This is a genomic window from Bdellovibrio bacteriovorus, assembly GCF_001592755.1.
GTDB classification, from domain to species: domain Bacteria; phylum Bdellovibrionota; class Bdellovibrionia; order Bdellovibrionales; family Bdellovibrionaceae; genus Bdellovibrio; species Bdellovibrio bacteriovorus_E.
Window position 1 is genome coordinate 82,183 of record NZ_LUKF01000017.1, and the last position, 18,579, is coordinate 100,761.

At 45.0% G+C, this 18,579-nt stretch carries 17 protein-coding genes; 12 read left to right on the top strand and 5 right to left on the bottom strand.

What is annotated here, in order from left to right; translation table 11 throughout:
- The first annotated feature begins 38 nt into the window (after positions 1-38).
- The 7 genes from AZI85_RS12810 to AZI85_RS12840 are packed head-to-tail and all read left to right on the top strand — an operon-like array spanning position 39 to position 10,447.
- Positions 39-1,349: a PepSY-associated TM helix domain-containing protein gene (locus AZI85_RS12810; protein WP_063244448.1), complete on the top strand. Its 1,311-nt coding sequence runs from the start codon at positions 39-41 to the stop codon at positions 1,347-1,349.
- Entirely contained in the window at positions 1,346-2,539 is a 1,194-nt protein-coding gene (locus AZI85_RS12815) for an MFS transporter (RefSeq protein WP_063244449.1), read from the top strand. The genes AZI85_RS12810 and AZI85_RS12815 overlap by 4 nt, the downstream gene beginning before the upstream one ends.
- Positions 2,532-4,289: an IucA/IucC family protein gene (locus tag AZI85_RS12820; protein ID WP_063244450.1), complete on the top strand. Its 1,758-nt coding sequence runs from the start codon at positions 2,532-2,534 to the stop codon at positions 4,287-4,289. The genes AZI85_RS12815 and AZI85_RS12820 overlap by 8 nt, the downstream gene beginning before the upstream one ends.
- On the top strand, positions 4,286-5,275 hold the full coding sequence (locus AZI85_RS12825; protein ID WP_063244451.1) for a GNAT family N-acetyltransferase: 990 nt from the start codon (positions 4,286-4,288) through the stop codon (positions 5,273-5,275). Before AZI85_RS12820 ends, AZI85_RS12825 begins: the two co-directional genes overlap by 4 nt.
- Positions 5,272-7,020: an IucA/IucC family protein gene (locus AZI85_RS12830; RefSeq protein ID WP_063244452.1), complete on the top strand. Its 1,749-nt coding sequence runs from the start codon at positions 5,272-5,274 to the stop codon at positions 7,018-7,020. The genes AZI85_RS12825 and AZI85_RS12830 overlap by 4 nt, the downstream gene beginning before the upstream one ends.
- Positions 7,017-8,288: a lysine N(6)-hydroxylase/L-ornithine N(5)-oxygenase family protein gene (locus AZI85_RS12835; protein ID WP_063244453.1), complete on the top strand. Its 1,272-nt coding sequence runs from the start codon at positions 7,017-7,019 to the stop codon at positions 8,286-8,288. The genes AZI85_RS12830 and AZI85_RS12835 overlap by 4 nt, the downstream gene beginning before the upstream one ends.
- An 8-nt stretch (positions 8,289-8,296) precedes the next feature.
- Positions 8,297-10,447 (top strand): TonB-dependent receptor, encoded by a 2,151-nt coding sequence (locus tag AZI85_RS12840; RefSeq protein ID WP_063244454.1) that lies wholly within the window; start codon positions 8,297-8,299, stop codon positions 10,445-10,447.
- 7 nt (positions 10,448-10,454) lie between these two features.
- Here the strand turns inward: AZI85_RS12840 and gloB are convergent, their stop codons facing one another.
- The gene (gloB, locus tag AZI85_RS12845) at positions 10,455-11,213 is read right to left on the bottom strand and encodes a hydroxyacylglutathione hydrolase (protein ID WP_063244455.1); all 759 of its coding nucleotides are present in this window, start codon (positions 11,211-11,213) and stop codon (positions 10,455-10,457) included.
- Positions 11,214-11,323: 110 nt separating this feature from the next.
- Between gloB and AZI85_RS12850 the strand changes: the two genes are divergently transcribed.
- Positions 11,324-11,761, top strand: coding sequence for a (2Fe-2S)-binding protein (locus AZI85_RS12850; protein ID WP_063244456.1), 438 nt, complete (start codon positions 11,324-11,326; stop codon positions 11,759-11,761).
- Here AZI85_RS12850 and AZI85_RS12855 read toward each other — a convergent pair.
- Positions 11,758-12,015 (bottom strand): (2Fe-2S)-binding protein, encoded by a 258-nt coding sequence (locus AZI85_RS12855; protein ID WP_063244457.1) that lies wholly within the window; start codon positions 12,013-12,015, stop codon positions 11,758-11,760. The two genes, AZI85_RS12850 and AZI85_RS12855, sit on opposite strands and share 4 nt — an antisense overlap.
- 128 nt (positions 12,016-12,143) lie before the next feature.
- On the opposite strand from AZI85_RS12855, the gene greA reads away from it, so the two are divergent.
- From greA to AZI85_RS12870, 3 genes are read left to right on the top strand one after another with little or no spacing between them, the layout of a single operon-like run.
- Positions 12,144-12,632, top strand: coding sequence for a transcription elongation factor GreA (gene greA / locus AZI85_RS12860; RefSeq protein WP_063244458.1), 489 nt, complete (start codon positions 12,144-12,146; stop codon positions 12,630-12,632).
- Positions 12,633-12,683: 51 nt separating this feature from the next.
- On the top strand, positions 12,684-14,657 hold the full coding sequence (locus AZI85_RS12865) for a hypothetical protein (RefSeq protein WP_253720981.1): 1,974 nt from the start codon (positions 12,684-12,686) through the stop codon (positions 14,655-14,657).
- Positions 14,657-15,457 carry a glycerophosphodiester phosphodiesterase gene (locus AZI85_RS12870; RefSeq protein ID WP_063244459.1) on the top strand — a complete coding sequence of 267 codons (801 nt, stop codon included), beginning with the start codon at positions 14,657-14,659 and terminating at the stop codon, positions 15,455-15,457. Before AZI85_RS12865 ends, AZI85_RS12870 begins: the two co-directional genes overlap by 1 nt.
- Before the next feature lie 20 nt (positions 15,458-15,477).
- Here AZI85_RS12870 and AZI85_RS12875 read toward each other — a convergent pair whose 3' ends face one another.
- The gene (locus tag AZI85_RS12875; protein WP_063244460.1) at positions 15,478-15,714 is read right to left on the bottom strand and encodes a twin-arginine translocase TatA/TatE family subunit; all 237 of its coding nucleotides are present in this window, start codon (positions 15,712-15,714) and stop codon (positions 15,478-15,480) included.
- Between the two features lie 75 nt (positions 15,715-15,789).
- Positions 15,790-16,266 (bottom strand): hypothetical protein, encoded by a 477-nt coding sequence (locus tag AZI85_RS12880; protein WP_063244461.1) that lies wholly within the window; start codon positions 16,264-16,266, stop codon positions 15,790-15,792.
- 195 nt (positions 16,267-16,461) lie between these two features.
- Between AZI85_RS12880 and AZI85_RS12885 the strand changes: the two genes are divergently transcribed.
- On the top strand, positions 16,462-17,364 hold the full coding sequence (locus AZI85_RS12885) for a TIGR02285 family protein (protein WP_063244462.1): 903 nt from the start codon (positions 16,462-16,464) through the stop codon (positions 17,362-17,364).
- Here the strand turns inward: AZI85_RS12885 and AZI85_RS12890 are convergent.
- Positions 17,351-18,568, bottom strand: a complete 1,218-nt coding sequence (locus AZI85_RS12890) for an ABC transporter permease (protein ID WP_063244463.1) — start codon at positions 18,566-18,568, stop codon at positions 17,351-17,353. The genes AZI85_RS12885 and AZI85_RS12890 overlap by 14 nt on opposite strands.
- Positions 18,569-18,579: the final 11 nt, after the last annotated feature.

Below are 18,579 nucleotides of genomic sequence, written 5' to 3' on the forward strand. Positions count from 1 at the left end.
AGCTTTGTTCCGTATTGATTCCTATTTGCAGGTAGCTCGTGAAAAGTCGCTTTTTTAAACTCTTTTATAAAATTCATATCTACGCCGGCTTTTTTGTCGCTATCCACTTATTTGTGTTTATAACCACCGGTGCGGTTCTTCTTTTCAAAGATGAAATCGAAGGCGGGGAGTCTCACGCAGAACATCACGAAGCCATCCAGCTTCCCGCATTGGATGCTCACTTACAAAAAATTCTAGCTCGTTATCCAACGGATCGCCCCTTAGCCTTCAATATTGAAGAGTCCGACCCGGATGTGGCGCAAATTCGCATGGGTCTTAATGGCTCAAAAATGTTTCGGGAATCTCGCCGTGTGTATTTCAATATTCACACAGGCGAGGAAGTCGCAGCGCCGCAGAAAACCAGTTCGTTAATGGATTTTATTTTGCGTCTGCATCGTGAACTCCTCATGGGTTCCAACGGCAAAATCTATGTGGGCTTCGTTGGTCTTCTTTATGCCTTTGTTCTTATTTCGGGATTTTTTATTTATGGAAACTTCGCCAAAAAAACGCAGTTTGGAGAAGTTCGCCAAAACACCTCACGCATGTTCAATAGCGACCTTCATCGCTTTTTGGGAATGAGCATTTTTGCCTGGGGATTGATGATTGCGCTTACAGGTCTTCTTTTAGGAGTGTCTTCAACGCTCATCAAGGTTTTCCAATACAGTGAACTCCAAAAGCTCACAGCACAATATCCGGAAGCTCCGGAGCCTCCTTATGCTTCGTTAGATCTTGTCTTGGCGGAGGCACAAAAAGCTCTTCCCGGTACAAGCTTTGATTACTTGGCGTTTCCGAATTCCCAGTTTTCTCCACCAGGGCATTTCTTGGTGTTGATGCATGGAAATACCGCTTGGACGGAGCGCTTGGTGGAGCTTGTCGTTGTCGACGCGGTTACTGGCAAGCTTACCGAGGTTCGCTCTTTACCGTGGTACTTAAAAGCGGCCATGCTTTCTGAACCGCTTCACTTTGGTAATTACGGCGGTCTGTTTTTAAAAATCGTGTGGCTGATTCTTTCAGTGATTTCTTTATTCTTACCGATCTCAGGCCTGTACATCTGGTGGGATCGTCGCAGCAAGAAAGGGGCAGCGAGCACGGCAACGGCGGCAAAGTCTTCTTTAACCATCGGAAAAGGTAGACTCTTTAAGCGTCCGTACTTAATGCCCACGATCATCGCTCTGACTTCGGTCACAGCCGTCGTTGGAAGTTTCTTAACGACGGGACTCGTGAATACGCTCCTTGCTCTCTTCCTCGCTTTACCTGCGTACTTCGTTCTTCGCCTGGTCGTGCGCTGGCTTCGTAAAGGATCCGTATGAATTTAAGAAGCCTGCTTGGACACTTGAATAGCGCCACTTTCAGTGCGGTTCAAATGATGACTTTCACCTTCATCCCCTTGATGGCGGAGAAGGGAAGCTTAAGTCTTTCTTCTGTAATCTTGAGTTTCAGCGTGGGCTCGTTTTTGTTTTTGTGGTCCAGTCCTTTCTGGGCGGCCCAAAGTGATCGTTACGGACGCATGAAGATCTTAGCTGTGGGCATGCTCGGAGTTTTTGTTTCATCGGGTTTAATTCTGTTCCTGCTTTTAAACCCTGGCTCCATTTTGCAAAACGAACTTTTAATGTGGAGCAGTCGTTTGTTGTACGGTCTAACAGCATCAGCGGTTGTGCCAGTAGCCCAGGCTTTACAAATTGATCTGCATCCAGAACAAACAGCCCTAAAATCCATGCTGAGCAATTCGATGAGTTTAAACATCGGACGCGCTTTAGGTCCGCTCACTCTGCTTTTAGGTGGAGCTAGCAACATGCTAGGAATTCTGCAATTAGCGACAATGTGGTCTTTTGTTCTTTTGGTTCTTAATATTATTGGAACTAGACAATCATTACCAAACCGCACAGTGGCTTCAGAACAAAGTCTGATTAAAACTTGGTGGTCTGATGTGGTGCGTGTTCAAGACGTCGTGATTCTAGCTCTGCTTTTCACGAGCTATATCGGTATCTTGAATTTTTCATTAGCATCTCTTTTGAAGAAAACTTTTGAGCTGACCAGTGCCGATTCGAGCGTCCTTATGGCGCAAGTATTATTGGGAAGCGCTATACTTGCTGTCGTCACCCAGGCCATCGGGAAAATGCTTTTTAAGAATCCTTGGCAAGGCGCGATGGTCTTTGGAGGAGTCAGCCTTTTGCTCGGCAGTCTTGTTCTTCAATACATGCAAAACAAAACAGAGCTCGGGATTGCGATCACTTTCTTATCGGTGGGTATTTCCCTGATTCCACCTTGCTATCTTGCTTTGATGGCGGCTCGTGGCTCCCAAGATCATTTCGGTCGCAGAGCCGGGCTTGCGGCTGCTGCTAACACCATCGGCTATGCGGTCGGCGGAGCTATTGCTTCTTTCACTTTCAAAATAAATCTGATCAGCATTGAAATGGTCATGACTCTGGTCTCTGTGCTCATGATCGCAAGTATTGCCCTGTTATATAAAAACAGAAACCGCGAGGCGAAGTATGTCTAACTTCCAGAGCTTGGCACTGAAACATACGATCTCTTGTTTCTTTAACTCTTTATTTAGAGAGTATCAGAATTATTCCTACCAAAATATTTCTGCAGAAAACGCAAAAGTCGCAATCGTTGTCGACGTCCCAGAGAAGGGGACCGTACTGATCCCACTCGCTAAGAAATCCTTATTGGGTCGCCACGAATATCAAGGAGACTTTCTTCTTAAATCCGCGCTGGGAACCGAGGCTATTAGCTTTGAGACAACAGTCGATCTTATTTTAGATCTTCTGTGCCAGCATTGGAACGAACCTTCAGAAAAGAAAAGCATTTTCGTCGATCGTCTGAAGAACAGTTTGCACAATATGGAGCTTTCTTTAAAAGCTCGTCATCAGGACTTAAAAAACCTTTACAGCCAAAAGATCTCTTTTGAACAGGCGGAGCAGGGCTTGATGATTGGTCACAACTTTCACCCGTATCCGAAAATGCGTGAAGGTTTTGATGACAAGGATTTTGAAATTTACTCTCCAGAAATGGGCGGGCATTTCGGTCTGCATTGGTTTTTTGCGAAGCCAGAAATCTTGCATTTACAAAAAGCAGCGTCCTTTACCACGTCGGCGTGGACGAAAATGCTTTTTGAATCAGAAGTATCCTCTGTCATTCCTGAAGGCATGATTCCATTCCCCGTACATCCTTGGCAAGCACAGCATCTTCTAAAAAACGAGGCTGTACAAAGCTATCTTAAGTCAGGACAGCTCGTTGACGCCAGATTGAGCACGCCGAAGACTTGGTATCCAACTTCCTCTTTACGCTCGGTGTACTCTCGTCAAAGTCCTTATATGCTGAAGTTCTCTTTAACACTCAGACTGACGAATTCAATTCGTCACCTGACGGACGTCGAAGTTGTTAGAGGCCTTCAAGTCTATGACGTGATGAACACAGCGACCGGTCAACAATTCCGCAAAGAACATCCGCAGTTTGAAATTATCTTTGAACCTGCGTTTGCCGCTCTTAAAAATCAACAAGGCGGTATTATTTCTGAGAGCATCGTGGTTTGTCGCGAAAATCCATTCCAGAAGGAAGAAGCGGCGTTTGAAAACATTGTGGTGTCCACTTTAGCTCAAGACAACCCATTAGGTGGCGAAACCTTGATTTGGCAACAGGTGGAAAAGCACGCGGGTTTGTCGAAGGTCTCTTTAGCAAAAGCTAGTGAACAGTGGTTTCAACAGTATCTTCACGTAGCTCTAAGGCCTTTCGTAGTTGCGCAATCCGAGTACGGCGTTTTATTAGGCGCCCATCAGCAGAATATGATTTTGCAAATCAAAGACGGCTTGCCGGTCAAAGCCTACTTCCGCGATTGCCAGGGCACAGGTTATAGCGAGCATGGCTTTAAACTCTTTCACCAAGACGTGGCTTCTTTAACCCGCGAAAATGGCAATGTCCTAGATAACAAGGGCAATATTCTTTTTGCTTACTACCTTCTAGTAAACTCGACATGGAACGTGATGGCCGCTTTATCACATCCCAACGGCGTGAGTGAAGAGCGTCTTTTAGAAATGCTTATCGAGTTTATGACAAGTATGAATAAGCCCACCTTGCCGGACTCAAGCTTTTTAGATTACGTCCTTAAAGAGGCACGTATCTATCAAAAGGGAAACTTCATTTGCAGTCTGCAAAACTTGAATGAAAATACCGCCACCAACCCTCTGGCGATTTACAATTTAATTGATAATCCTCTTGCTACAAAGAAAACGGAGACCGTTCTATGAGCACGATACAAGTATTTAAAACCTATGCCTGCGCGACGGCCGAAAACTTTCAAGTTTCTTTAGAACCTTCGGGCGGTACTGTGAAAACGGGTGCTCAAGCTTGGAACTTTAAATTAGATCAAACAGAGCAAACGAAGATTGTGTCTTTAGAAACGTCTATTTCTTTAACGGGCGCTTTAGCGACTCTTGAAGCTCTGTTTGGTTTGGATCCCGCTTGTCAGAAAATTTCTTTATCTTCGGCTCATCCAGAACTAAAAAACCTTTTGGCTTCAAAGACAGATTCATTGGAAGTCAGTCGTACGGACTTCTTCCAACTTCGTCCTCTATGGGTTCATAATGGTCTTGAAAACGTCGGTCCTGAGCGTTGGACTGAAACTAAAGAAGTACAGCATCCTGTCCGTTCGCGTATTCAAGAAGGCCAAGTGCTTTATCAAAGAACCATCCCGGGGATCGATAAAGTTTTGCGTTTCCGAGTTGCTGATATTGAAAAAGACCTGGATATTTTCCACGAGTGGCACAATCAACCTCGCGTCCTCAAATTCTGGGAACTTGATAAGCCGAAAGAAGAATTGCGCGACTACTTAAAAAAAGGTCTTCAAGACCCTCATCAATTCCCGGTGATCTTAGAGTTTGATGAAACTCCGATTGGTTACTTTGAAATGTATTGGACGAAGGAAGACCGCCTGGGGCCCTACTATGACTCTGAAGCTTTTGACCGTGGCTTCCATTTTCTTATCGGAAATATCGAAGTGCTAGGTTTTAAAAACACAGACGCGATTTTAAAAGCTGTATGTCACTATCTTTTCTTGGAAGAGCCTCGCACACGTAAAATCATGGCAGAACCTCGCTCTGACAATACGAATGTGTTGAAGTATCTGGAAACATTTAAAGCGTGGAGAAAAGTGAAGGAATTTGATTTCCCTCACAAACGTGCAGCCTTGCTTGAATGCAAGCGTGAACTTTTCTTTGGGAATAACTATCTATGATGTCTGTGACCGACTGGCGAAAAATCAATTTGCAAATGATCGCAAAAAGTTTGCAAGAGTTGACCTATGAACAGGTTCTGAATCCTGTTGCGACAGAGACTCGCGAGGAATCTACAGTCGGTCCTTATGAAGTGAAACTTTCTTCAGGCGTCAACTACAGTTTTCAAGCTTGGCGTGGCGCTTGGACTGATTTGAAAGTGCAAGCGGGCAGCATTCTTCGCAACGGCAAATTAGCCGAAAGCGCGGGGCAGTTTTTCATCGATATTCAAAAAGAGACCGGAATGGACGATATCATTCTTGGTAATTTTTTAGAAGAAATGCACAACACGCTTTACGCGGATCTGCATATCCTGCAAAGAAATCGTGGTTACAGTCTAGAACAAATCACCGACATGAGCGGTGAATCCGTGCAAACAGTTCTGAAAGGGCATCCTAAGATTTTACTTAACAAGGGACGCATCGGTTGGAGCGCGAACGATCAAGATCAGTATGGTCCTGAATTTCAAAAGCCCATTCAGTTTGCATGGCTTGCCGTGAACCGGTCATTGTGTCTTGCGGGAATTGATACCTCGTTAGAAGGTGAGGCCTTTTTAGCAGAATGCATTCAAGACGTAGACGCATTTAAATTAGAACTTACCAAAAAATCTATCAAAGAAGCCGATGTCTATTTTGTCCCGGTTCACCCATGGCAATGGGAGCGTTACATAAAAATTCAGTTTGCCGAATATCTCCACACGGGGAAAGCACATTATTTGGGAACTTGGGGTGATCGGTACATTCCACAGATCAGTCTTCGCACTTTTTCAAATATTTCTCGTCCTAAAAATTTAGACGTAAAACTTCCGATCACGATTTTAAATACGTCAGCGATTCGTGGCATCCCAGGTAAATACATGAAGCAGGGGCCCGCGCTCAGTCATGCGCTGACAGCGCTTTGTCGCGGTGATCATCAACTTAGCGCCGTCACCGTCCTAGAAGAAAAAGCGGGTATTTCGGTTTCTCATCCTCTTTACCAACAAATAGGGGAAGCCCCGTATCGCTATAACGAGTTCTTGGGTGTTTTGTGGCGCCAAAGCTCTTCTTCGCACTTAAAGGACGGTGAGAAGGCATTAATCGCGGGAAGTCTTTTCCACGTCGACGAAAGCGGTCGTTCTTTGGTCGGCGCCTATATTGAAAAATCGGGGTTGAGCACCGACGAGTGGCTAAAAGCATATTTCAATAGTGTTTTCATTCCGCTTTATCACCTTCAAGTTCAACACGGGGTGGGGCTTGTGGCTCATGGGCAGAACGTCGTTGTGCGTATGAAAAATCACACGCCTGTAGGGCTTTTCCTAAAAGATTTTCAGGGTGATTTGCGACTGAGCCAGGATTCCGAGGCTCTTTCTGGATTTGATCTGACTCGTTTACCGAAACACTATTTGATTCATGATCTTTTGACTGGTCATTTAGTCACGGTCTTACGATTTATCTCTGAAACTTTGCAAGAATGCGATAAATATCCCGAGGACAAGTTTTACGCAGTTCTCGGACAATGTCTGCAAGACTATTTACAGAAAAATCCTGCGCTCGCGACTTCAAAAGACTTTAAGAGCGTGGATCTTCTGCAGGAAAAGTTTCACCGCGTGTTGGTGAATAAAGTGCGATTTAAGATTGGCTACGCGGATTCTGCCGAGCGTCCGCTGCCAATACTGGGCGATGATTTAGTGAATCCGATTGCCCAGGCGTTGAAAAAGGTGAGTTTATGAACAGACATTATGACCTAATCGGACTCGGTATCGGTCTTTTTAATTTAAGTGTGGCCGCTCTTCTGCACAAAACTCCGGGCATTAAGTTTGCGTTTTTTGATCGTAAGCACCGTTTTGATTGGCATTCTGAAATCATGTTCGCCGACTCTGAAATGCAGACGTCTTATCTTAAAGATCTGGTTACGGCGGCTGATCCTACAAGCCCGTTCACTTTCATGAACTATCTGGTGCAAAAGGGATTGTTTTATTCGTTCATCAACACGAATCGTAAAACCATCACACGTCGTGAATTTGAAATGTACTGTCAATGGGTCAGCCAAAATATGCCTGAACATCTTCACTTCGACAGTGAAGTGCAGTCTGTGCGCTATGATGGCGAGAAGTTCATTTTGCAAATTAATAATGAAACATATACGGCGACAAATATCTGCATCGGCACAGGCCTTGTTCCGCATTTGCCAGATTTTGCGAAAGAACTGGAAGGTCCCGATGTTTTCCATGCTAAATCCAGTTACATCAAAGTATTAGATGCCACGAATAAAGACGTTGTCGTTGTGGGTGGTGGTCAAACGGGCCTAGAGATTTTCCGCAATTGTCTTCAAGGAAAATGGGGGCATCCGAAAAGTTTGAAATTGATTGCTAGTCGCCCCAATCTAGAACCCCTAGATAATTCTCCATTTGTGAACGAATACTTTGCGCCTTCCTACGTGCATGAGTTCTTGCAACTGGATCAATCCTTAAAAGATCCTATCGTGAAGTATCAAAAGCTTGCGAGTGACGGAAATACTCCAGAATACTTAGATACACTGTATCGCGATCTTTATCAGTTAAAGCACGTGTGGGGTGATTCCCGCGATATTCAAATTCTTCCCTATCGTCGTGTGACAAGCATGCAAAAGTGGGGAGAGCGTTACACCTTGAATATTAAAAACGGCTTCAATAAAGCTGAAGAAACTTCGAATGCGGATACGGTGATTCTAAGCACAGGCTTCCGAGTCAATATTCCAAATATTATTGAACCGTTGCGCACCTTGATTGAATTTGATGGCGACGGACGTTTCATCATGAAAGAAAACTTCCAGGTTTCCTGGAAGGGGTCCGAGAAAAACAAAGTTTATGCCTTGAACTTTAGCCGTCACGGTCACGGGATTTCAGAACCACAAACAAGTCTGATGGCGTGGCGTTCGGCGAAAATCATCAACGATTTAATGCAAAAAGAAGTTTTCCCTATCAACAGAGCAGTACCAAATTTTACGACATACACCTAGGTGACACTATGAAAAGACTAGCCCTTCTATTATTGCTTCTTCCGATCAGCGTTTTAGCCCAAGATGCTGAAACAACAACGCCTTCCGAGACTCCACCTGCAGCCACAGAGCCCACCGAAAGCCGCATTGAAGGTATCCAGGTTCAGGGAAATAAAGAAAATAAAACTTATCAAGAAAGTACTGAAAGTATTTCGGTTCTAAAGAGCAATGAAGTTGATGCTCCGGTGCAAAAGGATTCTTTGCAGGTGATTAACGCCGCTCCGAACGTCACCGTGAACAAGAATGACGACAGCTTTAGTATTCGCGGTATTAATAATACGGGTGTCACGGGCTTCCAAAAAGACAATCTTTCATCCGTTATTATCGACAACGTCTTTCAAACAGATCTGGCGATCAAAGCAGGAAGCTTCGAGCTGTGGGACACAGAACAACTGGAGCTTTACCGAGGGCCTCAGTCGACAACTCAAGGTGTGAATTCCTTGGCAGGAAGTATTTTGCTTTTCCATAACAAGCCTTCGGAGCAAAACGAAGTGATGGGACGTTTGGGGTATGGAAGTTACAACCACTTCAACTTAGCCGCTTTGGGAAATACGGCTTGGCTTGAAGGCGCCCTCAAAGGTCGTATTTCTTATAATCACGATCAAGATGACGGCTTTATCAAAAACATCACGACGAACAATTCCAAATGGGGCAAAAAATCAAAAGACGCTTTAACAGTGGACTTGGTTTACGACCTTAACGCCACGGATTTTCTTCGTTGGAATACAAAACTCTTTCAAAACGAAACAGGCGGAAACTACGTGCAAAGCGCCAATCCGTTTGATTATGAAGTGAGTGAAGACGTTGATTCTGACAGCAAGACAAACAATCAACAGACCTCTTTGACTTATTCAAAACAAATCAATGAGTCGTGGAGAAACGAAACTATCGCTGCGTACTCAATGGCGAAAAACGATGAAACAAGTGATGCCGACGGTACAAGCAACCCTTCAGCGGGCGTACGTACCGAAGAACATAACGACCGTTTCATCAGCATCGAAAATCTTTTAAAATACCAAAGTGCGAATGTGAAAAACGTCTTGGGTTTCCACGCGCACGATTATTATCTTAAAGACTATGCGCACTTTAATATTCTGTACCCGCTACCTGGCAACGTCTATACGCCGATTGATTCCATTCAAGAAACTGAAAAATACCGCACGGTCTTTGCCCTATTTGATTCTTATCTTTGGAAGTTTACCCAGAATCAATCGATCAACCTGGGCCTGCGTTATGAGTTCGTGAAAAACAAATACGGTGCTTTGGTCGACGCGACGAGAACTCAAAACTTAGGTGCCGGGATGAATGCGGTTGTCGATAATTACTTGAACAGCGTATCGGGCAGCTACGAAGATACTGACGAAAATTCCATTCTTCTTCCCAAAGTGGCGTACATGATCACTCAGGATCAACATACGTACGGCTTAACTTATTCAGAAGGGTATAGAACGGGTGGCTTAAGTATCAACCGTAAGCGTGTTCAAGTAGATAAGTACGATCCCGAAAAAACGAACAACTATGAATTGTCTTACAAGCTCGCTGAAAGCTTTGGAACTTTAAGCTCCAACGTTTTTTATACAGACTGGCAAGACCAACAAGTCTTGGTTCAGCTTTCGAGCGACATCTTTGATACCCAAGTCGTCAATGCGGCTTCGTCTGAGCTTTATGGTGCAGAGGTCGAGCTGACGATGACTCCCGCTGTTCGCCACCAAGTCACCGTGGGCGCGGGTTACGTGAAAACTCGCTTTAAGGACTTCGTCAGCGGAACAAAAGATTATTCGAACAATGAATTTCCATTCGCACCTAACTGGACGGGTAAGATCAATTACGGGTATCAAGTCAGTGCTGAATGGACTCTCACAAGCACACTAAGATACTTGGGAACATCTTACGGCAATGCCGAAAATACGATTGATTCTCCGGAGCAATTCTATTGGGATGGCACCGTTCAGTATGCTTTAAGCCAATGGAATATGGGCGTGGATTTTTACGTCAGAAATATTTTGAATTCACAGTATGTGATCTATGACCGCACCTCTTCTATCGGCGGGCAGACCGTGAATTACAAACAAGTCAATTCACCTCAAGAGCTGGGCGTGAATCTATCTTGGTATTTATAATCTAAAATCAACCTTTGTTGCGCAGTTCGCGTAAATAAGTGAACTGCTGCACATTGCGTGCAAGTAAAAACGGATTGACCTTTTTTTCGATAAAAAGTTTTAAAGGGACGCTCGGGATATCAAGGCCGCGTCTGTTGGTGAGTTCGTTTTCGTAAAGCTCTAAGTCTTCATCATCGCCCGTGATCGGTGAATCATCCAAGCTAGAAAGCATCTTACAGAACTGAAGATTGGTTTCTGTATATTCGTGAGTGCAGTAAACCAGAGTTTCTGGAGGTAACGCTTTAATACGTTGCAAGCTTTGATACATCTGATCGTAAGTGCCTTCAAAAAGACGTCCACAGCCTAATCCAAAAAGCACATCTCCAGAAAAAAGCCACTTTTTATCGGCACACCAGTAGGCGACGTGTCCCAAGGTGTGACCGGGAAGTTCCATCACTGAAAAAGAAAAGCTTCCAAGTTGAACTTTGTCGCCCTCTTGCACGTATTCAGAGGCAAAGGGGATTTGATTCTTATTTTTCAAGGGGGCATAGATCGGGGCTTTAAAAGCTTCGACAAGCTCTTTCGTGCCACCGATATGATCGTTGTGGTGATGGGTCAGAAGAACGCCATCCAAAGTGAGCTCTCGGTCTTTCAGATACTGAACAATAGGGGGCGCCTCGCCGGGATCCACGATCAAAGCTTTGCGCTCATCTTCATCAATCAAAATGAACACGTAGTTGTCTTCAAAGATAGGGACGAGTTCCACTCGCAATAGGCCTGAGCTCATCCCACTATTGTCCCTTTAATTTGTAGGGACGACAAGACCTAGGTGGGATTGATTGATAACAATAACTGGCCTTGGACGATGACAGACTTCCATCTAAAATAAGTATTCCTATGAAAATCAAAGTGGAACTCGAAGGCCGAGATTTAATTGAAGTAGATTGTGAAGGTGAAAATCTTCAGAAACCAGGAGCTATTAAAAAAGTCTCTATTTTGGGCTGCTCTGAATTCATGGGAATGATGCAACAAATGCGTCGTCATTTTGGAAATGATCTAAGCAAGTGGCCCGTGCCCGAAGGTCACGATCATTCCAGTCTTTTGCTTAAAGAAATGATTTTAAAATTGCGTGGAGAGTGGAACTTTCCCTATGACGAAGAAGAACTTTGTCATTGCCGAAGTGTTCCCGCTCATACGGTAGATCAGACGATCGTTGCTGGAGCACATTCACCGGAAGTCGTGACTCGTCAGACATCGGCAAGTTCTAATTGCGGCACCTGCCGTCCTAATGTTCAAAAAATCATTGATTATCGTTTAGGAAAAAAGACGGCCTAGTCTTTCTTGGGTCCTGGGACTTTTCCAGTCAGGTCCTCGGTTATTTTATCGGGGAAGGTGCCATTTTTAAGGTAATGTTCTAGCAGAGGACCTAGTTTGCGACGGCAAGAACCTCCGCAAGGGCCAACGCCAGCTGAAGTGGTGTCGAATATGTCGTTCAATGTATGAGCGCCATTGCGAATCGCTTCTTCAATGGCTTCCCGGCTTATATTGTTGCAGCGACAGATGATTTCGCTCTTCTTTTTGGCGCCCATCTCACGATTGTAATGCCGTGCGATGCAAAAGGATACGGTGGACAGGCCAAAAGTGCGGTGCGTTATATTGCATTGATAAGTCCAGGAGAATCCTGTAAAACAAGTGTCCTTCTAACAACGGAGAAGAAATGGCCACTAATACTACTGATAAACTTCCCATGACAATTCGCGGAAAAGCGATGCTTGAGGCCGAACTCAAGAAACTTCTGTTGGAAGAAAGACCTTCTGTGATCCGCGCGATCGAAGAAGCTCGCGCTCAAGGCGATATCTCAGAAAATGCAGAATATGAGTCTGCAAAAGAACGCCAAGCTATGATCGAAGGTCGTATTGCTGAAATTCAAGGCAAACTTGCCGGCGCTGAAGTTATCGATACGGCTCAAATCAAAGCAGATCGCATTGTTTTCGGTGCGGTTGTTCAAATCGTGGACACGGAATCTGAAGAGGAAGTGACTTATCAAATCGTAGGCGTCGATGAATCTGACGTTAAAGGTGGTTTGATCTCTATCCTTTCTCCATTGGCTCGTGCTTTGATCGGTAAACGTGTGGGTGACACAGTTACGGTGCAAAGCCCCAAAGGTGACAAAGAATTCGAAGTTCTTAACTTCCACTATAAGTAATTTTCTTTGAAAAGACATTGTCGGTCCATGGCCTCCAAGAGACAATAGGTCATGGACTCGCGCAAACGCTCTTACTCTCGCTCCGCATCTGATAAACATCTCATTGCTGAACAGCCTGGAATGGTCCTTCTTATTTCAGGCTTTTTATTGGCGTTTTTCATTGGCTATACAACGAAGTCATTGTTGTCGCCCTCGCGTGTAGCGGCCCGAATTGAAAAAGCAGCGAGCCACATTCACAAAGACATCAAAGTCACTTTCAACTCGGCCCACTTTAGTTTGGCTGATGGAATTCTTCCACGTATCGCGGTGATTATCACCGGTGTGCGTATGGAGTCCGCAAAAGAATGTTGGGGAGCTCCGGTTCTTGAAGTGGATGAGTTGCGTTTGCCATTTTCGTTTTTGAATGTTTTGAGAGGCCGTGGTCCGATAAAGAATATTGAAGCCAATCTTGTGCAATTGAATCTACGAAATAGTATTAAAGATTGTGCTGCCGAAGAGTCAGAGCAAATGCAAGAAAACGGGACTGTTGCAGCGCCGCTGGTGAGCTTAACTCCGTCAGAGCCTTCAACGAAATACCGCAATGACATCAGTGGAGTTTTCGTACAAAAACTGCGCATCACCGCAGAAAAGTACCCGCAGTATTATTCTGAACTTTTGAATTTTGCCGTGAAGGTGAAATCTTTCGAACCCCGCGTGATCGAACTCACGGCGAAAAGTCATCTGCTGAAAGACGATCAGGTCGGAGACTATCTTTCCCATGCTAATTTGTACATGCAGTACAAAGAATCCCCTGAAGCCACTGTGCAGACGCATTTCTTCGGAAACTGGCGCGAAGGGCATTACAGTATTATCGCCAACTACACCATTGATGACCGCATGCTGGCCATCGAGTCGGACTTAAAACACATTCCTTTAAGTCAAATCTTGGGCATTCTTCAAAAGTACAACCTGGCTTCAAAGGATTTAAACGGTCGTCAAGTGTGGATCTCTTCTAAGGCTCGCATGATGGGAGCTCTTGATGATCTTTACAAGATTCCTTTGGAAGTGCGTGATTTAAGACTTGAAGGCGACCTGGGTGAAATGAAGGTCGATAAAATCGACATCACAGCTTTAGAGCCTTTGAAATATTCGCCAATTATCGTGGATGTAAAGAGGCTGGATATTGCAAAGCTCTTAGTGCTGTTGAATCGTCCTAAGGACACAAGTGTTCTAGGGGATCTTGGAAGCTTCACGGGCCGCGCCGAAATTCATTCGGATCGGAAGATGAAAATGTCCGGAGAACATCGCGGGCTGGAATTCGTATTTTCAAATAAAGGCCAAAGAGAAACACAAGTCATCGAAAACATGGTGGGTGATATCAGTCTTGATGGCGATACCTGGAACTTTCAAGTAAAGCGTGTTGAACCACGTGGCGGCGTTTTCATCGGGGATGTGAAAGTCAAAGCGGACCGTGATTTTGAAGAGATCGATATCAAAGCGGGTGTGGATGAAATTTCTTTTGCAGCCCCGGTGCAAAGCTTGATGACCAATGGTGGAGAAGTCGGTCTTGTCAGCATCGATGGCGATATTCGTTTAAAAAAAGGACAGCTGGATTTCTTAAAAGGCCTTGTGCGTGTCGACGCCATGAATGTCGAAGGCATGCAGTTTAATAAAACCAAAGCGACTTTGGATTGGGCTCATGGCGAAGTTCAACTTAACACCCAGGTCCGCACACTGAAAGTCAGTGACACCTCTGCGGGAGCTGGAATTTTAAAGCAAGTAACGGAACCTGCATGGTGGAACGGAAATACTTTAACCATGTCCGACCTGACGGGGCAGTTTCAGTTTAAAAGTCTTCAGAATTTAACGTGGAAGAACTTCCAAGCGCACACCAGTAGAAACGGTCGATTGCTGACAGAGGGATCATGGAATGAGGAAGGCCGCTTAAAGGGTCAAGTGCACAATCGCGAAGGCAAAGTTCATCGTCGCTGGATCATTGAGGGAACTCGTGAGACGCCGGTGTTTGTTGAGGATAAGAGGAAGTGATGATTTTTTTCGTCGCGCTCTTACTGCTGGGACTCTTTCTTTTCATAAAACACTTCACATGGAAAGCTTTACCTTGGCCAGAAGGTGCGGTGAAACCTCCTCCTTACCAAGGGCATCGAGGCTACTGGAAGGGTGGAGCTCAAGAAAACACTCTAGCGTCTTTTGAGGCAGCAAAACGACGGGGCCTGATGATGATCGAGTTGGACATCCGATTGTCTGGCGATGGTGTGCCGGTTGTTTTTCACGACACGGATTTGAAACGCCTTAAAGAAATAGAAAAGATCGTTTTGCATATGACGGCGACAGAATTAAGAGCGGAAGCTGGAGCCCCCAGTCTTGAAGAGGTTTTTCAGTCTGAACTTATTCCTTCGTTTATCAATATCGAATTGAAGACTTCAGCCATGTGGGATGGAACTTTAGAAAGAGCTGTCGCTGATTTAATTAAAAAATATAAAATGGAAAAGCGGGTCCTCTTTTCAAGCTTTAACCCTTTATCTTTATGGAGACTCAGTCGTCTTCTGCCACAGGTCCCGCGCGCGCTTTTAGCAACGCAAGAAGAAGAACCAGAAAATAAAATCTATTTAAAGCATCTGTGGCTGGCACCCTATGTGCGTATTCACGCTTTGCATTTGGATTATCACTATGTCAGTGTCGAAGACTTAAAGCGGTGGCAGAAAAGAAAAGTGCCAGTGGCGCTCTGGACGGTGAATGATAAAGAAAAGGCCGAAGCTTACTTAAAGGCGGGAGCTTTGAGTATCATTTCAGATACGTTAGGAGAAAAGCCCTCAGCAAATCTGTGAAGGCTTTCCGATAAAAACAATTAAGAATTTTGTGTTTCTGTTTGTTTTTGCGATTGAGTCGTTTGTTGAGACGTGTGGTTCACTTGTTTGTGATCCTGGATGTCTTTTGGATCCACGTCGATTTCATTAAGACCTTGTTTAAAACCACGGATGGCTTTACCCAAACCTTGTCCCAATTGTGGAAGACGGCTTGGTCCAAAGAAAATCAAACCAAGAATTGCAAGAAGTAGAATGTGCGTAAGGCTAAACTCACCCATGGGGTTCCTCCCAGAAATTTCTTTAAGAATACACTTTTTAGACCTGTCTGGGAGGAAAATCAACGAGAACGGCGGTTATTCGACGGGCATTTCGACGATTTCAACCTGATCCGCGTCAGAGGCTTCTTGTTCTAAAGCGTTTGGAGCGTCTTCAGAGCCCACTGTAACAACTTTCGTGCCTTCAGATACTGTCTGTACCGGGGCTGTTTCCGTTGTAATAGCGGTTCTGCCAGGAAGTTCTTTAGCAATACCTTTAACTGGTCGAGCAGCTTGAACCTCTTTAACTGTCGGAGCTGAGTTTTTTGCGGATTTCTTTCCGCCCATCTTTTTCAACTCTTTATCGTATTTGGCTTTCAGCTCAGAAAGCTCTTTTTGATAGTTTTTTCGGATTTCTTCGACCTGGTTGTTGCGAGCCTCTGTGATACACGCAGAGTAAGTTTGCATCGCGATTTCTTTAGCGGAAGCGCGGCATGTAAGCTCAGCGGAAGTCTGCTGAGTAAAAGCATTCGCACCAAACAAGATTGTCGCAAAAAATGAAAGAATCGTTTTCATAAGTTACCCCATTCAACAGGGCTTCCTAATCCAAGATCCGTGCCGCGCCCTTGTTGCTCAAGAGGCCTTTTAAACCTGAGTTCCTTGTGTTTTTTACATTGGTGTACAGACAATTGGCGTCCCTAAAGCGACTGCCCAATTACATATGGCGTGCGGGTAGAGCCCAGTTAAAATTAAAGGACGACGGGGGTCGCCGTGAAAGTGCTGCTCGCCTTACTTATTGGTTTAATCATAAATATCTCCTATGCCCAAGACACTTTTGTGCAAAGAAGTAATCGGCCTACCGTGCCTTGGGCCGTGACGGATCTTCCTCCCTTTTATGTTCTATCAGGCCCGCATGCTGGGGAAGGCCGCATAGATCGAATCCGTGTGTTGATTCAAAAAGAAATTCCCGAGCTTCAGTTTGTGGATATGAATATCGGCATCGGTCGCGCCGTCGAATTGTGGAAGATGAATAAAGAAGTTTGCTTCGGATCGGCTTTGAAAACCAAAGAACGCATGCGCTGGGCTTACTTCACTGTCTCTGCATTTCAGCCGGGTAGCGAGCTGATGCTTGTAACAATGAACCGCGCTTTATTAGAAACGCCGGCGAAAAAAGTGTCCTTGAAAAAGCTTCTCCGAGAGAATCGTTGGAAAGGCTTCATCCCGATGGAGAGATCCTACGGCGAGAACGTCGATAAAATCATCAAAGATAACTATGTTTTGGTGGACGCCAAAGAGTCTCGGACTTTAACCCCAGACTTCGGCAGCATTCTTAAAGTGGTCGCCAAAAAAAGATATGACTTCACGATTGAGTATTCTTCGGTAGTCAACGCTTACAACGCGCGCAATATCACCGAACCGGCTTTGATGATGAAGCCAATCCTAGAGTCGACGGGCTATGTACCGCTTTATTTTGCATGTACGAAAAATGACTGGGGTCGAAGCGTGGTGCAAAAGGTGGATCAAGCTATGCAGAAAATCGCGCCGACCAAAGAATATCAAGAAGCCATCGAGGCCTGGATGGAGCCTCAGACTTTGAAGAAGAATCACGAGGCCCTGCAAGAGTTTTATCATCGCAGGGCTCAGGGACCGTGGAATACTCTTAACGACGAATAGCTTTTGGATCAATGGCGTTTTGTAAGCCGTCGCCAAGATAGTTAAAGCTGATAGTCGTGATAAGGATCATCACACCGGGAAGAATGGCTAAGAACGGAGCTTGGTAAATAAGTTCTTGCGCATTGTTAAGCATATTTCCCCAGCTTGGCATCGGCGGCATGATACCCAATCCAAGGAAACTTAAAGCAGCTTCAAACAGGATGGATTCGCCCACGCCCAAAGTGATGGAAACCAGAATGGGAGCAATCACGTTCGGGAACATGTGACGTACGATGATGGTGCTGTCTTTTGCGCCGAGTGTTCTTGCGGCTAAGACGAACTCACGCTCACGAATTGAAAGAATACTTCCTCGCACTAAGCGCGCGACCGTCATCCAAGAGAAAATACAAAGGATGATGATCATCTTAAAGACACTCTCATTCGATGTGCTTACCAAAGCTTTCAGCCAAGGGATCTTAGTCAAATCGATGGCGGCAATCACGATAAGAACCGGGATGTGCGGTAAAGAAAGAAGGGCATCCGTGACACGCATTAAAACAGTGTCAATCAGTCCGCCATAGAAGCCCGCGATACTGCCGATAAGAAGTCCCACCAAAGCAGAGGCGATGGCGACAAGGACGCCGACACCCATAGAAACGCGCGTTCCATAGACCAGACGAATGAAAACATCGCGGCCCAATTCATCTGTTCCAAAAAGATGGAAGGTCTCAAAGTTTTTAAATAATGAAATCAAGCCTGTAGCTTCTGCCAGGTTCAAAGATTCAAGATGAGATACGGCTTGTTTTACATCTTGAGCCGCTAGCTCATAAATCGCATCGGCCTCTGCAACTTGCACAATGCCTTTTTCGATAAGGGCTTTTTGAATTTTATCAGCGGTCTCTGGATGGACCGTGATGTAGCGTTCGATATCAGTTTCACGAACGTCTTGACCTACTTGCGCCGTTGTCATGGGCGCTAAATAACGGTTTCCTACGTTCTGTGCATCGGGGTCTAAATCTGTGATGCTTTGAATTTGATTTGCAAAGATCGCAATCAGCATCAGGAAACTGATAACAACAGCACCGGCTACGGCTGCTTTATGCTCCATAAACTGCGTAAGCACCATTTTCCACATGGGCTGGGCTTTTTCAATTTTGGCGCGTTCCTCAAGGGAAAGGCCGGTGTCGATTTCAATTTCATTCATTGTGATTTCATTTGAACTCATCGTCTTAGCCC

What these genes read in the sequence shown, in the direction of transcription:
- greA (WP_063244458.1), top strand. Translation starts at nt 12,144, where the DNA reads ATGGCCACTAATACTACTGATAAACTTCCCATGACAATTCGCGGAAAA.
- AZI85_RS12820 (WP_063244450.1), top strand. Translation starts at nt 2,532, where the DNA reads ATGTCTAACTTCCAGAGCTTGGCACTGAAACATACGATCTCTTGTTTC.
- gloB (WP_063244455.1), bottom strand. Translation starts at nt 11,213, where the DNA reads ATGAGCTCAGGCCTATTGCGAGTGGAACTCGTCCCTATCTTTGAAGAC.
- AZI85_RS12835 (WP_063244453.1), top strand. Translation starts at nt 7,017, where the DNA reads ATGAACAGACATTATGACCTAATCGGACTCGGTATCGGTCTTTTTAAT.
- AZI85_RS12875 (WP_063244460.1), bottom strand. Translation starts at nt 15,714, where the DNA reads ATGGGTGAGTTTAGCCTTACGCACATTCTACTTCTTGCAATTCTTGGT.
- AZI85_RS12830 (WP_063244452.1), top strand. Translation starts at nt 5,272, where the DNA reads ATGATGTCTGTGACCGACTGGCGAAAAATCAATTTGCAAATGATCGCA.
- AZI85_RS12825 (WP_063244451.1), top strand. Translation starts at nt 4,286, where the DNA reads ATGAGCACGATACAAGTATTTAAAACCTATGCCTGCGCGACGGCCGAA.
- AZI85_RS12815 (WP_063244449.1), top strand. Translation starts at nt 1,346, where the DNA reads ATGAATTTAAGAAGCCTGCTTGGACACTTGAATAGCGCCACTTTCAGT.
- AZI85_RS12865 (WP_253720981.1), top strand. Translation starts at nt 12,684, where the DNA reads ATGGACTCGCGCAAACGCTCTTACTCTCGCTCCGCATCTGATAAACAT.
- AZI85_RS12870 (WP_063244459.1), top strand. Translation starts at nt 14,657, where the DNA reads ATGATTTTTTTCGTCGCGCTCTTACTGCTGGGACTCTTTCTTTTCATA.
- AZI85_RS12850 (WP_063244456.1), top strand. Translation starts at nt 11,324, where the DNA reads ATGAAAATCAAAGTGGAACTCGAAGGCCGAGATTTAATTGAAGTAGAT.
- AZI85_RS12880 (WP_063244461.1), bottom strand. Translation starts at nt 16,266, where the DNA reads ATGAAAACGATTCTTTCATTTTTTGCGACAATCTTGTTTGGTGCGAAT.
- AZI85_RS12840 (WP_063244454.1), top strand. Translation starts at nt 8,297, where the DNA reads ATGAAAAGACTAGCCCTTCTATTATTGCTTCTTCCGATCAGCGTTTTA.
- AZI85_RS12855 (WP_063244457.1), bottom strand. Translation starts at nt 12,015, where the DNA reads ATGGGCGCCAAAAAGAAGAGCGAAATCATCTGTCGCTGCAACAATATA.
- AZI85_RS12890 (WP_063244463.1), bottom strand. Translation starts at nt 18,568, where the DNA reads ATGAGTTCAAATGAAATCACAATGAATGAAATTGAAATCGACACCGGC.